This is a genomic window from Microtetraspora malaysiensis, from assembly GCF_001528665.1.
Lineage (GTDB): Bacteria > Actinomycetota > Actinomycetes > Streptosporangiales > Streptosporangiaceae > Microtetraspora_A > Microtetraspora_A malaysiensis.
This window is the reverse complement of record NZ_BBYJ01000026.1, coordinates 91,499-104,367: the sequence shown is the minus strand read 5'-3', so window position 1 is coordinate 104,367 and position 12,869 is coordinate 91,499. Positions and strand designations below refer to the sequence as shown.

Below are 12,869 nucleotides of genomic sequence, written 5' to 3'. Positions count from 1 at the left end.
GCCTATGAAGCCCGGGGGCCGGCGCGTCAGCGACCATGGTCGACATCACCATGGCCGCAGGTCGAGATCGGCGCGGTCGGAACCGGCCTCGGGGACGGGGAGGGCACGCCCCGGGGCCGATGACGGGTGACGCCCTCTCCGCTGGACTGGACGGGTGATCGAGTTCAACCATGTCAGCAAGGTCTACAAAGAGGTGAAGGCGCTCGACGACGTGTCCTTCACCGTTGGGGCGGGCAGCGTCACCGCCTTCCTCGGCCCCAACGGCGCCGGAAAGTCGACGGCGCTGCGCATCCTGGTCGGGCTGTCCCGTGCGACATCGGGATCGGCCACCGTGTTCGGCCGCGCCTACGCCGAGCTGGACGGCCCGGCCCATCGGGTGGGCACGATGTTCGCCCCGAACGCGTACCACCCGGGACGCACCGGGCGGGAATCCCTCACTCTGGGTGCGATGACGCTCGGCCTGCCCAGGCGGCGGGTCGACGAGGTCCTCGACCTGGTCGGGCTGACGCACCGGGAGAGCCGGCGCGTCGTCAAGGGCTACTCCCTGGGCATGCGGCAACGGCTCGGCGTCGCGCACGCCCTCCTCGGCCGGCCCGGCGTGCTGGTCCTGGACGAACCCGGCAACGGACTGGACCCCCAGGGCATGCGATGGATGCGCGGGCTGCTCCGCGGCCTCGCCGACTCCGGATGCGCGGTGCTCCTCAGCTCCCATCTGCTGCACGAGGCCGAGGAGGTCGCCGACCGGGTCGTGGTCGTCGGCCGCGGCCGGGTGCTCGCCCAGGGCACGATGGACGAGCTGAACCGGGGCCGGACCCTGGAGCAGACCTTCTTCGACCTGACCGCCGGCGCCGACCGGAGCGTGGCATGAGCGAGCACATGGTCCCTGTCACCGAGGGCGGCGGCGCGCCGGTCGCGGCCGGGGCGCGGGCCCCGTTCCGGCGCCTCGTGGCCGTGGAGGCGCGCAAGCTCGTCGACACCCGCAGCGGCCTGATCCTCGCCGCACTCCTGGTCGGCCTGACGGTGGCGTCGGTTGTGGCGCGCGGCGTCGTCGTCGGTCCCCGCGCGCTCACCGTGCTGGGTACGGCGGGCATCGGGCTCGGCACGCTGCTCCCGGTGCTCGGCATTCTCACGGTGACCGCCGAGTGGACCCATCACACCGCCCTGACCACGTTCGCCCTGGAACCCCGGCGGATGCGTGTGCTGGCGGCCAAGTGCCTGCCGCCGCTGATCGCCGCGGTGGCCGCGTCGCTGCTCGCGCTGCTGGCGGCGGTGCTCGTCACGGTGATCGTTGCCGAGGTCCGGCATGTCCCGGCGACCTGGGACATCTCACCGCTTGTCCTGCTGGGCTGGACCGGGGCGAACGTCCTCGTGGTCGCGGAAGGGCTCGCCCTGGGCATGCTGCTCATGAACGCCCCGGCGGCGATCGTCGTCTGCGTCGCCGGCCCGGTGATGTGGGGGATCGTCGCGAGGCTCGGCACATCCGGGGAGGTTCTGGCCGGGTGGCTCGATCTGAACGCCACCGCCGCACCCCTCGCGTCCGCGGACATGACGGGCGGTGATCTCGCCCGGCTGGCCGTGTCCGTGGCCTTCTGGATCGCCGCGCCGACGGCGGCGGGTCTCAGGCGCGCGGTCCGCAGAGAGGTGACCTGAACTCAGAGGTCGAGCCGGCCACGGGGCCGTGGAGGAACTCCAGCCCGAGCGGCGTGAGCCGGTGGCAGACCCGGTTGCCGCGGCGCTCGCTGGACACGAGCCCGGCGTCGCGCAGGAGGGAGGCGTGCTCGCTGGCCGAGGCGGGTGAGATGCCGAGGATGCGCGCGATCTCGCCCGTCGTGTGGACTCTTCCCTCCAATGTCCGCAGGACCATGGCGCGGGTGCGTCCGAACAGACGCTGGAGGACCCCCTCACTCGGCCCCGCCGACTGGGCGGCGCGGGCCAGGAACGACATCGGGCGGTGGCCGACCGGGTACAGGAGCACCGGCGGCAGGGAGGGGTCGTAGAAGGTCACCGGGTTGACGGCGCAGAAGAACGCGGGGATGAGCACCAGGCCCCGGCCCCGAAGGTCGAGCTCCCGCTCCTGCGCGTACTCCAGTTCCACGGTCGTACGGCAGGTCCGCCGGGCCGCGGGCAGGTCCCTGAGCCGGAGGATCGGCGCCACCGGTCCCTCCGCCGCATCGCCGATCGATGTGGCGCTGTGCTCGGCGACCTGGGAGATGTAGCCCCAGTACGGGCGAAGCGCGATGTCGAAGTAGGCGCGCATCGACCTGCCCAGAGCTCGTACGGCACGGCCTTCCTTGCGCGCCAGCGCGCCGGACCACTCCGGTCGCGGACCGGCGTCGAACCTCCGGTCGAGCTCCTCGCCGATACGCTGCCGCGGGGTGTTCAGGACGGCGTCGATCCCGTCGCCAGGGTCCTCGCCCCCCACCGGCGGGCTGAGGAAGTCCGGGGCGTATCCCTGGGGTGGCACCAGGTCGAGGAGCATCCGGGACTCCGGCTTCAGCCGGGACAGGACCCGCTGCCTCCACTGCCCGAAGACGATTTCATCGGATGCCTCTCCCAGCATGTAAAGGCTGAGGACGAGCTCCCACATGGGGTCGGGCCTCGAAACGACGCGGAGCCGTTCCCAATCCTGCGCAGAAAAATGGACGCGTAGCATCTGGCATTCCATCCCGCTGTTGCCCCGATGAGAAGGAAGTGGGCCAAGTCCTGAAATGGCGATCCATGATCGCGGGTCTTCTGCGCGGATGGTGAGGCGCGCCCGCCGGCGTCCGGGCAGAGCTGGGACGCACAGGAGGGTCACCGGTGAGAGCGCCGCCGCGCGGAAGATCGGCCGACCGAGCCGATCACCCCGAGAAACCGCCGGTCAAGCACTTGACAATGCGCACCAACTCCTCCTGACTTGCGTAGATCATTATGCCGTTAGGTGATCGTGATGTCGATAGGCTCAACGCTCTTTCGTGCCCGCGCCCCGCGGGCCGGACGCGGGGGCTGAATCGGGACCGGTCTCATCTTTCGGTCTCAGCCGAAACACCGGCCGGCCGCCTTCCGGGTCTTCCTACCGCTCCGTAGCGTCTCCGGTGCGGTTCCGCAGGGGAGCCGCACCGGTGACAGGAAGAGCGGATCATGCGCATCTCGAAGAGGATCACCGCGACAGGCATTGCCGCGCTCGCGATCGCCGCCGGGACACTGGCCATCGCGACCCCCGCCTCCGCGGCGACGTACGGCAGCCAGTGCGGAAGCGGCTACTCCGTCGTCAACCAGAAGACCATCAGCGGCAAGGGCACCGTTTTCCTGACCTACAACAACTCCAACGGCTACAACTGCGTCGTCACGGTCCGCAACAGCACCGGTTCCGCCGTTCCGATGATGGCGGCCATCGCCAAGTCGTCCGACCCGGCCTGGTACGCCATGGACGAGGGGTCGTACACCTCCTACGCCGGGCCGGTCTACCGGTCCGCCAAGGGCTCCTGTGTCACCTGGGGCGGCGCCATCAGCGGCACCTACGCCGGTGGAGAGAACACCAACTGCGGCTGACCCCCGATCCATCGAGAGGCATCAGAGGACGACCATGCAGAAACTGCTTCTGAAGACCGCGCTGATCGGCGCCGCCGCCGCTGCCGCCGTCGCCGGGTCGATGACCATGGCCCTCCCTGCGTCCGCCGCCACCTACGGTGGCCAGTGCGGAAGCGGCTACTCCGTCGTCAACTCCTTCCACCTCCCCGACAGCCGGGGGACGGTGTTCCTGACCTACAGCTCCGCCACCGGCAAGAACTGCGTGGTGACCGTCCGGACCACCTCGGGGACGGCCACGCTGGTGGAGGCCTACCTCAAGAAGTCCTCCAGCTCCACCTGGATCAAGGACAGCGGCAACTACACCAGCTTCGCCGGCCCCATCTACGTGTCGGCGGCGGGCTCGTGCGTCGACTGGGGCGGCACCATCGGCACGGCCACCCAGTACAAGAAGGGCACCAACTGCGGTTGATCCGGATGAAGAACCCGAAGCGACAGGAAGAGGGACAACCCATATGACGCCCGTGAAGAAGGCGGCCGCCGCGGCGGCGGTCGCGGTAACCGCGCTCGTCGGGGCGATGGCCACGGCCTCCCCCGCCTCCGCGGCGACGTACGGAAACGAGTGCGGAAGCGGCTACTCGGTCGTCAACTCCGCCGCGATCGGCACCAAGGGGACGGTGTTCCTGACGTACAGCTCCGCCACCGGCAAGAACTGCGTGGTGGCCAAGCGGAACTCGGCCGGCTCGGCCGTCCTCGTCGAGGCCGGCCTGTCGGTCAATCCCGCCGGAAATCACTGGGACGTCTACGACGGCGGCTACTACACGAGCTACGCCGGTCCGATCTACCTGTCCGCGTCCGGCAAGTGCGTGGACTGGATGGGTCGCATCTCCGGTACGGAGGGCGGCAAGCGCAAGACGAACTGCGGCTGACCCCGGGGCGTTCCTGACAATTCGCGCCCTGCCGTGCGCGGCATCTGTCGGGCACGCCCCTCGCGGCCGGCCAGGACGACGGCGGCCCCCGCGTGATCTCCACGCGGGGGCCGCCGCCTCATGGGGGCGGTGGTGGTGTCGCCGCCCCCGCCGGACGGCTGATCAGTCGAGGCAGAACTCGTTGCCCTCAGGGTCGGCCATCACGATGTGACCGGCGCCGAGCGGGGGAGCGGGCTCGTGGCGCTGAAGCCGGGTGGCGCCGTGGGAGACGAGCCGCTGGGCCTCCGCCTCCAGGGCCGCCATCCGCGCGTCGCCCACGAGTCCCGGGGCGGCTCGTACGTCGAGGTGCACACGGTTCTTGGCCTGCTTGCCCTCCGGCACCCGCTGGAAGAACAGCCGCGGCCCCGAACCCTCGGGGTCGACCACCGCCGAGGCGTCGTTGCGGCGCTCGGGCGGCAGGCCCATCGCGTCCATGGCCTGCTCCCACGACTCGAAGCCCTCGGGCGGGTCCTGCAGCCGGTAGCCGAGGGCCTCGGCCCAGAAGGCCGCCAACCCGGCCGGGTCGGCGCAGTCGAAAGTGATCTGGATGTCGCGGGCCATTTCAGCTCGCCTCCTGACGGATCTGCTTGCGGGTATGCGGGTGAAGGTCGCGGAGCATGGGGTTCCAGGTCCGGTCGGTCATGGTGCCAGCCTGCCGCCTATAGCGGACAGGATCGTTCCGCGATTGTGAAACGATGAACGCGTGACTGTCGAGGGGACCACCGAGCGGGTGTTGCGGTTGCTGGCGCTGCTGCAGCGCCGGCCGTCCTGGACCGCCGCCGAGCTGGCCGCCGAGCTGGGGGTCACCGACCGCTGTGTGCGCCGCGACGTGGAGCGGCTGCGCGCGCTCGGCTACCCCGTGCACGCGATGGCGGGTGTCGGCGGCGGCTACCAGCTCGGCGCGGGCACCCGGCTGCCGCCGCTGCTCTTCGACGACGAGGAGGCGATCGCGACGGCGGTGTCCCTGCGGCTGGCGGCGGGGGGCACGGTTGCCGGGGCGGGCGAGGCGGCACTGCGGGCGCTCGCGAAGCTCGACCAGGTGATGCCGCCCCGGCTGCGCGCCGAGGTGCGGGCGGTGTACGGCGCCACCGAGACCCTTGTCGGCCCCGGGGTCGAGATCGACGCGGAGCTGCTGATGACGCTCGCGCGGGCCTGCCGCGACGCCGTGCGGGTGCGGTTCCGGTACGCCGGCCGCGGCGGCGAGGAGCGCGAGCGGACGGTCGAGCCGGTGCGGATGGTCACCACCGGCCGCCGCTGGTATTTGATGGCCCGGGACGTCGACCGCGACGACTGGCGCACCTTCCGGCTGGACCGGATGCGTGATGTGGCGGCGACGACCTGGCGTTTCCGGACCACGGAGCATCCGGACCCGGTCGCCTACGTGCAGCGGTCCGTGACCGAGGCGCCGTACCGGTATCTCGCCCGGGTGCGGGTGCGCGCCCGGCCCGAGCGGGTGCGGGAGCTGGTGCCGCCCCAGGTGGGGCGGGTCGAGGGCGATCGCGACGGGTGGTGCGTGCTCGTCGTCGGCGGAGAGGACCTGAACTGGCTCGCCATTCGCGTGGCCGGGCTGGGCTTCGAGGCGGAGGTGCTGGAGCCTCCGGAGCTGCGGGAGGCCGCCGCCCTACTTGCCGGCCGCCTCGCGGCGATGGCCGGGACCGGCTGACGCGCCCGGCCTGACGCGCCCGGCCTGCCGGGTCCGGTCCTCCGGCCGCCGCTCCGGTACGGCCGGAGCCGATTTTGCCCAAACGGATGAAATCAAGAGCGGGAATCTCCCCTGACTTTGCGGAGCGTTAATAAGCTTCACTAATGCGCTGAATCGGCTAAATGCTGTCCTGTCTCCATGGAATAGCCGAATTCGCCACATCGGGGGGAGTGGTCGACGTGCCGGCCGGATTGAGTGACAACGATGCCCTCGCCGACGCCCGCGAACGCCTCCTCACAGGCAGACCGGTCGGCGCGGGCGTGCGGGCATCGGTGCTGACCTCGTGGCAGCGCTGTCAGAACCTGGGCATTCCGGCCGATCGCATCGCCGTTCCGTACCACCAGGACCTGGATCTGGAAAGCGATCTCATTCGCGCCGCCGGTCCCGTGCTCGACCGGCTGAATTCCGCGCTCCGCAGCATGCGGATGAGCGTTATCGTCTGCGACGAGCAGGCGCGGATAGTCAGGCGGCGCGTGGACGATCCGTCGTTGCGGAAGGTTCTCGACGAGCGGGAGATCGCGCCCGGATTCGCGTACGCCGAGGAGATCGCCGGCACCAACGGCATCGGCACCGCGCTGGTCGAACGGGGGCCCGCCTTCGTCCACGGACGCGAGCACTTCGTCGAGTCCCTGCAGGTGTTCAGCTGCGCGGCCGTCCCCGTCCGCGACCCCCTTAGCGGCCAGAGCCGGGGTCTGCTGGACCTGACCTGCCTGCGTGAGGACGCCGACCCCTTGATGACGGCCCTCGTCCGCGAGGCGGCCCGCGACATCGAGCGGCGCCTGCTGGAGCAGACCGCGGAGCGCGAGCGGGCGCTGCTCCAGACGTTCGTTCAGGCCCGCCTCGCGGCGCGCGGCGACCGGGCGGCCGCCCTCCTGCTGCCGGACGCGGGCGAGCCCGCCGGCCTGGGAGCACCCGGCGGCGACCCGCTGGGCCGCGGCGACCGGCTCATCCTGGAGGAGAAGGCCGCGGAGCTGATCTCCTTGGGGCACGCGGCCGTCGTCGAGGTGGCGCTCCCGAACGGCCGGGCGGCGACGCTCCTGAGCCGGCCGGTGACGTGCTCCTCCGGGGAGACCGGCATCGCCGTCGAGGCGGTCCTGCCCGGCGGCGGGCTGCGTCGCCTCGCCACCGCTCGCTCCGCCACGCCGTACGAGCGGCTCCCGAACGCGATCACCCTGCCGGCGCCGCGCGCGACCGCTCCCTCCGCCTGGACCGCCTCCTCCACCCAGACCACCGTCGCCGAGCCGCCCAGTGTCACCGACGAGTGCCTGATCGCGGTGGGCGAGCCGGGGGTCGGCCGGCTCGCCCTGCTGGCGCGGCAGCGTCTTGAGCTGCTCACCGAAGCCGGCGTCCGCATCGGTACCACGCTCGATGTGACCCGGACCGCCGAGGAGTTGACCGAGGTCGCGATCCCGCGGCTCGCGGACTTCGTCACCGTCGATCTGCCGGACGTCGTGCTGATGGGGGAGGAGCCGACCAGCGTGAACGGAGCGGCGATGCGCCGGGTGGCGCTCGGCGCCGTCAACGGGGACTCGCAGCTGTACCCGGTGGGCCATCTGGTCACGTTCGTCCCGGCGACGCCGCAGGCACGGTGCCTGGCCACCGGGCAGTCCGTGCTCTCACCGCTGCCGACCCCCGCGTCCACGTGGATGCCCGAGGATCCCGGGCGCGCCCAGAAGGTCCGCGCGTCGGGGATCCACTCCGCCATCGCCGTCCCCCTGCTCGCCCGGGGCGTCGTCCTGGGCGTGGCGACCTTCTACCGGCTGGAGCACCGGGGGCCCTTCGAAGGCGACGACCTGTCCCTCGCCGAGGAGCTGTCCGGCCGGGCCGCCGTGTGCATCGACAACGCCCGCCGGTTCACGCTCGAACGCGCGACGGCCCTGACCCTGCAGCGCAGCCTGCTCCCGCACGGCCTGCCCGAGCAGAACGCCGTCGAGGCCGCGCACCGCTACCTGCCCGCGCAGGCCGGCGTGGGCGGGGACTGGTTCGACATCATCCCGCTCTCGGGCGCCCGCGTGGCGCTGGTCGTCGGCGACGTCGTCGGCCACGGCCTGCACGCCTCCGCCACGATGGGCCGCCTGCGCACCGCCGTCCAGAACTTCTCCGACCTCGACCTGCCCGTGGACGAGGTGCTCGCCCATCTCGACGACCTCGTCGGCCGGCTCGACCTGGACGAGGACCCGGACGGCGCGGGCGGAGCCGGGATCATCGGCGCCACCTGCCTGTACGCGGTCTACGACCCGGCCTCGCAACGCTGCACCATGGCGCGCGCGGGCCATCCCGCGCCGGCGCTGGTCCTCCCCGACGGCACCGTCGAGCTTCCCGAGGTGCCCGCGGGCCCGCCCCTCGGGCTGGGCTGCGTGCCGTTCGAGACCGTCGACATCGCGATGCCCGAGGGCAGCCGGCTCATCCTCTACACCGACGGGCTCATCGAGCACCGCGACCGCGACATCGACGTCGCGCTCGACCGGTTGCGACGCGTTCTCACCCACGACCCGCTCCGCTCGCCGGAGGAGACCTGCGACGCCCTGGTCGAAGCGCTGCTCCCCACCCAGCCGAGCGACGACGTCGCCCTGCTCGTCGCCCGCACCCGCGCGCTGAACGCCGGCCAGGTCGCGCAGTGGGACGTGCCCGCCGACCCGGCGGCCGTCTCCGGCATACGTACGGAGGTCACCCGGCAGCTGGCCGACTGGGACCTGGAAGAGCTGGCGTTCTCCACGGAGCTGGTGATCAGCGAGCTGGTCACCAACGCCATCCGGTACGCGGGCGGCCCCATCCAGGTGCGGCTCCTGCGCGACCGCACGCTGATCTGCGAGGTCTCCGACGGCAGCAGCACCTCACCGCGCCTGCGGCGCTCCGCCACCACGGACGAGGGGGGACGCGGCCTGTTCCTCGTCGCCCAGCTCGCCCAGCGCTGGGGCACCCGGCACACCGCCGACGGCAAGGTCATCTGGACCGAGCAGCCCCTTCCCGCCGGCGCCGTGACCCCCGGTTAGCTCTGTTCGGCGTGCCGGGTCACGGAGCGGTCGACCGTCAGGCGTCGCCAGGACCTGCGGCGCAGGACCAGCACGGCGATGTCGTCCCGGGGGTTGCCCCCTGTGAAGTGGGCCAGGTCGGCGCGGAGCGTCGCGGTGAGCCGCTCCGGCGGAAGCTCCCCCCACGTGCGCAGCCGTGCCCGCAGCGGATAGAAGTCGCCGTCCGCGTTCCGGGCCTCGGTGACGCCGTCGGTGCAGAGGACGAGGGTCGCGTCGTGGGGGAAGGTGAACCGCTCCACGACGTGGGGGTCCCGCGTGAGCCGGGCGAGCCCGAGGGGCACCCCGGTGCCCGGCAGCGCCACCGCCGCCGCGCGCCCCGCACGCAGCAGGTACGGGGGGATGTGGCCGCAGTTGACGGCCTGCACCTGGAGCGCGCCGTCGATGTCGAGCAGGAGGGCGGTCACGAACCGCTCCGGCTCGCCCGTCTCCGCCGCGAATTCGTTGTGCCGGACGACCGCCTGCTCCAGCGCGTCGACGATCACGCTGAGGGCGGCTTCGCGGTGGGCCACCTCCCGGAAGGCGCCGAGGACGGCGAAGGCGGCGCCGAGCGCGGGCAGTCCCTTGCCCTGGACGTCGGCGATCAGCACCCGGGTCCCGTACGGCGACGCCGCCACCTCGTAGACGTCCCCGCCGACCATGTTGTCCTCCTCGACCGGCTGGTAGACGCCCTCGACGGCGATCTGGTCGGTGATGAGGGGGAGCGGCCGGAGAAGCTGCCGCTGCAGAGCCGCGGCGGCGGAGCGCAGCCGGACGACCACCTCGTCGCGGTGGATCCGGTACCGGCAGGTGACGATGCTCAGCGCGCCGAAGGCCGCGGTGAAGAGCACCGAGAGCAGGTTGTCGAACAGGTCCCCGCCGAGATAGACGGCGGAGCTGCCGACGATGGCGGTCGCCCACACGGACGCCACCACGGTCTGCCGCACGGTGCCGACGCCCGCGACGAACGCGGGCAGGAAGACGAGCAGCGGGGCCAATCGCACGCGGGTGCCGGTGGCGATGTCGAGCACGACGACGATCGCGGAGAGCACCACGAGCCAGGTCGCGAGCGCGGCCGTCGAGAGGAGGCTCCGTCCTGCCCGCTTCCCGGCCGCGCCGCCGGATCGTCGTTCGTCGCTCATCGCCGTTACCGCCTATCCGCTGGATGGCGGCCGGCCGCGTCGCCGTGGCCGCCATCCGGGTTCGCTCCTCCTGCCAGGATGCGCCGGGGGAGCACGGGAAGGGAACGCGGGGGGCGGACCCGTCATCGGCCCCCGCGGCGGACGGGCAGGTAGGTGGGGCCGGCGGGAAGGGTGAGGAAATCGCCGACCAGTCGGGCGCACAGCGCGGGCTTCTCGTGCAGGAGCACGTGCGAGGCGCCCGGCACCACGGCCAGCTCGGCGTCGGGGATCGCCCGATACAGGGCCAGCACGTGCTCCAGGTGGACGATGTCGTCGTCGGCCGCCATCACTAGCGTGCGGGCCGCGACCGCGGACACCTCGGCCTCGGTCAGGGCCAGGGGCTCCGCCGCGATCCCCGCCATGATCTTCGCGGCCACCACCGGGAAGTGGTCCCGCCCGTCCGGGGAGACCTCGGCGTACGCGGCGACGACCTGCTCCGGCATCGCGCTCCCGTCGCCGGACGGCGCGATGATCATGCCCTCGTGGTGGAACGCCGTGCTGATCAACACCAGTGCGCGCACCAGGTCGGGGCGGCGCAGTGCGACCGCCAGCGCGATCGTGCCGCCGAAGCTGTATCCGGCGAGGTTGACGCGGCCGCCGGTCTTCTTGACGGCGAACTCGCAGAACGCGATCGCGTCCTCGACCAGGAGGGGCAGCGTGATCGGCCCGGGCGCGTCGGGCGTGCGTCCGTGCCCGCGCCGGTCGGGCATGAAGACGGTGAAGCGGTCGGTGAGCGTGTCCAGGTTGCCGGCGAAGTCCCTGGAGTCGCTGAAGCCGCCGTGCAGCAGCACCAGGGCCTCGGCGCCGGACCCCCGTTCGTCGTACCAGGTGGGGATCCCGTTGATCTCGATGTAGTCGGCCATGGGACATCGTTCCTCTCGCTGAACCGGTCGGTCGGAGGGTGTACGACGCGGCCGCCCCTAACTCATCGCGGGAGGTGAGTCCGGCAGGCCGAAAAGGTCGAACAGCCGGGTGTCGCCGAGGTAGGAGGTCGTCGACCCCACGCGTGCGCCCTCGATCTCCAGGACGACGAATCCGAACCTCTGGTATCCGCCGGCGCCGTCCGGCAGGTAGTGCCCGAACGCGGCCGTTCCGTTGGCCGCCACGGGCACCAGCCGGGACCCCGCGCACGGCCCACCCGAGGCGACCAGCGCCCGCTCGATCGCGTCCCTGCCGCGCAGCCACCACGCGAACGGAGGCATCGACATCGTCGCGTCCTCGCGCAGCAGCGCGACCAGCGCCGCCACGTCGTACCGCTCGAAGGCGTCCACATAGCGGGCCAGCAGCGCGGGGTCGACGGGGTCGGCGGCGCGTGCGGGCCCGGCGGGAAGGGCGGCCCGCGCGCGCTGCAGCGCGCTGTTCACCGCGGCGACCGTCGTGCCGAGCAGCGTCGCGACCTCGGCGGCCCGCCAGCACAGGACGTCACGCAGGATCAGCACCGCCCGCTGCCGCGGCGACAGGACCTGCAGCGCCGCGACGAACGCCAGGCCGACCGTCTCCCGCGCCACGGCCGCCGCCGCCGGATCGGCGGCGGCCGGCAGGACGAGCGCGTCGGGCGCGGGCTGCACCCAGGCGTGTTCGGGCAGCGGCGCGCCCAGATCCGGCCCCTGCGCGGCCGGCCCGAGGTCCATGGGGCGGGCCCGGCGCGCGGCGCTCCTGAGGATGTCCAGGCAGATGTTGGTGGCGATGCGGTAGAGCCAGGTTCGCAGCGAGGCCCGCCGCTCGTCGTAGGCCGCCAGGCCGCGCCAGGCCCGGAGCAGTGTCTCCTGCACCGCGTCCTCCGCCTCGAACGGTGAGCCGAGCATCCGGTAGCAGTAGCCGGTCAGTTCCCCGCGATAGCGGTTGAGATCCGTCCCCGTCGGGTCGCCCATGGCCATGGGCGCAGGCTACCGGTGCCGGCTGGGCATGCCCGCCTGGCTCAGTGTCGAGAAGCGCCGCTCGATGCCGCGGCGCGAGGCGATCATGTCAGCCAGGTCACCGACATCCGGCTCTGGTCTGGTGATCAGGTCTGCGGCTGACCGCACGAGCGGTGCGGGTCGGCCCAGTGCAGGGCAACGTATGGCTCGGCGTGGCCGTGGTAGCTCACCCGTTCGCGGGTGACGCGGTAGCGCGCGTGTGTCTCGGGCTCGTCGGGCGAGCACCGAGGCACAGGGACGAACAGGATGCCGATGTCCTGATCGATGTGGGTCAGCATGCCGTGGCAGGGACCGCCGAGACAGATCGCGTTGCACTCGTGGTGGTCGTCCTGCGGCGTCTTCATGCCGGGTGGGCATGCGTCTCGGTGGCTTTGACCGACGCCCGGATCTGTTGGCCGGGGGTGACAAGCACGGTGGCGCCGTCGATCTGCCGGTGGCCCTGCTGGTCACGCCCGACATTCAGTCGGCCCGCGTCCATCCAGCGGCGGACGGTGTCGGAGCCGACCCCGAGCAGCACCGCGGCCTCGCTGATCCGAAACGTCGTCACTGCCCAACCATACATTCCGCATTTACGATCCAGAATGCCG

General features: G+C 72.1%; 14 protein-coding genes. 7 read left to right on the top strand and 7 right to left on the bottom strand.

The genetic code is table 11. From position 1 onward, the window contains the following. Positions 1 to 154 precede the first annotated feature (154 nt). Entirely contained in the window at positions 155 to 868 is a 714-nt protein-coding gene (locus tag AWQ71_RS30875; protein ID WP_067139650.1) for an ABC transporter ATP-binding protein, read from the top strand. Then, positions 865 to 1,650, top strand: coding sequence for an ABC transporter permease (locus AWQ71_RS30870; RefSeq protein ID WP_157570675.1), 786 nt, complete (start codon positions 865 to 867; stop codon positions 1,648 to 1,650). The genes AWQ71_RS30875 and AWQ71_RS30870 overlap by 4 nt, the downstream gene beginning before the upstream one ends. Here the strand turns inward: AWQ71_RS30870 and AWQ71_RS30865 are convergent. Continuing rightward, a complete protein-coding gene (locus tag AWQ71_RS30865) occupies positions 1,619 to 2,587 on the bottom strand; it encodes an ArsR/SmtB family transcription factor (protein ID WP_084259477.1) in 969 nt (322 codons plus the stop codon). The genes AWQ71_RS30870 and AWQ71_RS30865 overlap by 32 nt on opposite strands. A 533-nt stretch (positions 2,588 to 3,120) precedes the next feature. Between AWQ71_RS30865 and AWQ71_RS30860 the strand changes: the two genes are divergently transcribed. Genes AWQ71_RS30860 through AWQ71_RS30850 form a run of 3 tightly spaced genes read left to right on the top strand, consistent with a single transcriptional unit; the run spans position 3,121 to position 4,436 of the window. After that, positions 3,121 to 3,531: a spore-associated protein A gene (locus AWQ71_RS30860; protein ID WP_067139641.1), complete on the top strand. Its 411-nt coding sequence runs from the start codon at positions 3,121 to 3,123 to the stop codon at positions 3,529 to 3,531. 34 nt (positions 3,532 to 3,565) lie between these two features. After that, positions 3,566 to 3,979, top strand: coding sequence for a spore-associated protein A (locus tag AWQ71_RS30855; protein ID WP_084259476.1), 414 nt, complete (start codon positions 3,566 to 3,568; stop codon positions 3,977 to 3,979). 43 nt (positions 3,980 to 4,022) lie between these two features. Continuing rightward, on the top strand, positions 4,023 to 4,436 hold the full coding sequence (locus tag AWQ71_RS30850; RefSeq protein WP_067139638.1) for a spore-associated protein A: 414 nt from the start codon (positions 4,023 to 4,025) through the stop codon (positions 4,434 to 4,436). 162 nt (positions 4,437 to 4,598) lie between these two features. Here the strand turns inward: AWQ71_RS30850 and AWQ71_RS30845 are convergent, their stop codons facing one another. Continuing rightward, positions 4,599 to 5,036 (bottom strand): VOC family protein, encoded by a 438-nt coding sequence (locus AWQ71_RS30845; protein ID WP_067139635.1) that lies wholly within the window; start codon positions 5,034 to 5,036, stop codon positions 4,599 to 4,601. 142 nt (positions 5,037 to 5,178) lie between these two features. Here AWQ71_RS30845 and AWQ71_RS30840 point away from each other — a divergent pair, with 142 nt between their 5' ends. After that, the gene (locus AWQ71_RS30840; RefSeq protein WP_067139632.1) at positions 5,179 to 6,138 is read left to right on the top strand and encodes a helix-turn-helix transcriptional regulator; all 960 of its coding nucleotides are present in this window, start codon (positions 5,179 to 5,181) and stop codon (positions 6,136 to 6,138) included. Between the two features lie 230 nt (positions 6,139 to 6,368). Beyond that, positions 6,369 to 9,170, top strand: a complete 2,802-nt coding sequence (locus AWQ71_RS30835) for a SpoIIE family protein phosphatase (RefSeq protein WP_067139772.1) — start codon at positions 6,369 to 6,371, stop codon at positions 9,168 to 9,170. On the opposite strand, the gene AWQ71_RS30830 is transcribed toward AWQ71_RS30835, so the two are convergent. From AWQ71_RS30830 to AWQ71_RS42085, 5 genes are all read right to left on the bottom strand, one after another. Next, positions 9,167 to 10,327, bottom strand: a complete 1,161-nt coding sequence (locus AWQ71_RS30830) for a PP2C family protein-serine/threonine phosphatase (protein ID WP_067139629.1) — start codon at positions 10,325 to 10,327, stop codon at positions 9,167 to 9,169. The genes AWQ71_RS30835 and AWQ71_RS30830 overlap by 4 nt on opposite strands. Before the next feature lie 122 nt (positions 10,328 to 10,449). After that, a complete protein-coding gene (locus AWQ71_RS30825) occupies positions 10,450 to 11,229 on the bottom strand; it encodes an alpha/beta fold hydrolase (RefSeq protein WP_067139626.1) in 780 nt (259 codons plus the stop codon). Between the two features lie 57 nt (positions 11,230 to 11,286). Further along, on the bottom strand, positions 11,287 to 12,243 hold the full coding sequence (locus AWQ71_RS30820; protein WP_084259474.1) for a sigma-70 family RNA polymerase sigma factor: 957 nt from the start codon (positions 12,241 to 12,243) through the stop codon (positions 11,287 to 11,289). A 125-nt stretch (positions 12,244 to 12,368) separates the two neighbouring features. After that, positions 12,369 to 12,626 (bottom strand): hypothetical protein, encoded by a 258-nt coding sequence (locus tag AWQ71_RS30815; RefSeq protein ID WP_067139623.1) that lies wholly within the window; start codon positions 12,624 to 12,626, stop codon positions 12,369 to 12,371. Next, the gene (locus tag AWQ71_RS42085; protein WP_157570674.1) at positions 12,623 to 12,829 is read right to left on the bottom strand and encodes a helix-turn-helix domain-containing protein; all 207 of its coding nucleotides are present in this window, start codon (positions 12,827 to 12,829) and stop codon (positions 12,623 to 12,625) included. Before AWQ71_RS42085 ends, AWQ71_RS30815 begins: the two co-directional genes overlap by 4 nt. Positions 12,830 to 12,869: the final 40 nt, after the last annotated feature.

Excerpts from the sequence above, each read along its gene's own strand:
- AWQ71_RS30870 (WP_157570675.1), top strand. The coding sequence starts at position 865 with ATGAGCGAGCACATGGTCCCTGTCACCGAGGGCGGCGGCGCGCCGGTC.
- AWQ71_RS30820 (WP_084259474.1), bottom strand. The coding sequence starts at position 12,243 with ATGGCCATGGGCGACCCGACGGGGACGGATCTCAACCGCTATCGCGGG.
- AWQ71_RS30830 (WP_067139629.1), bottom strand. The coding sequence starts at position 10,327 with ATGAGCGACGAACGACGATCCGGCGGCGCGGCCGGGAAGCGGGCAGGA.
- AWQ71_RS30845 (WP_067139635.1), bottom strand. The coding sequence starts at position 5,036 with ATGGCCCGCGACATCCAGATCACTTTCGACTGCGCCGACCCGGCCGGG.
- AWQ71_RS30865 (WP_084259477.1), bottom strand. The coding sequence starts at position 2,587 with ATGTGGGAGCTCGTCCTCAGCCTTTACATGCTGGGAGAGGCATCCGAT.
- AWQ71_RS30855 (WP_084259476.1), top strand. The coding sequence starts at position 3,566 with ATGCAGAAACTGCTTCTGAAGACCGCGCTGATCGGCGCCGCCGCCGCT.
- AWQ71_RS30825 (WP_067139626.1), bottom strand. The coding sequence starts at position 11,229 with ATGGCCGACTACATCGAGATCAACGGGATCCCCACCTGGTACGACGAA.
- AWQ71_RS30815 (WP_067139623.1), bottom strand. The coding sequence starts at position 12,626 with ATGAAGACGCCGCAGGACGACCACCACGAGTGCAACGCGATCTGTCTC.
- AWQ71_RS30850 (WP_067139638.1), top strand. The coding sequence starts at position 4,023 with ATGACGCCCGTGAAGAAGGCGGCCGCCGCGGCGGCGGTCGCGGTAACC.
- AWQ71_RS30860 (WP_067139641.1), top strand. The coding sequence starts at position 3,121 with ATGCGCATCTCGAAGAGGATCACCGCGACAGGCATTGCCGCGCTCGCG.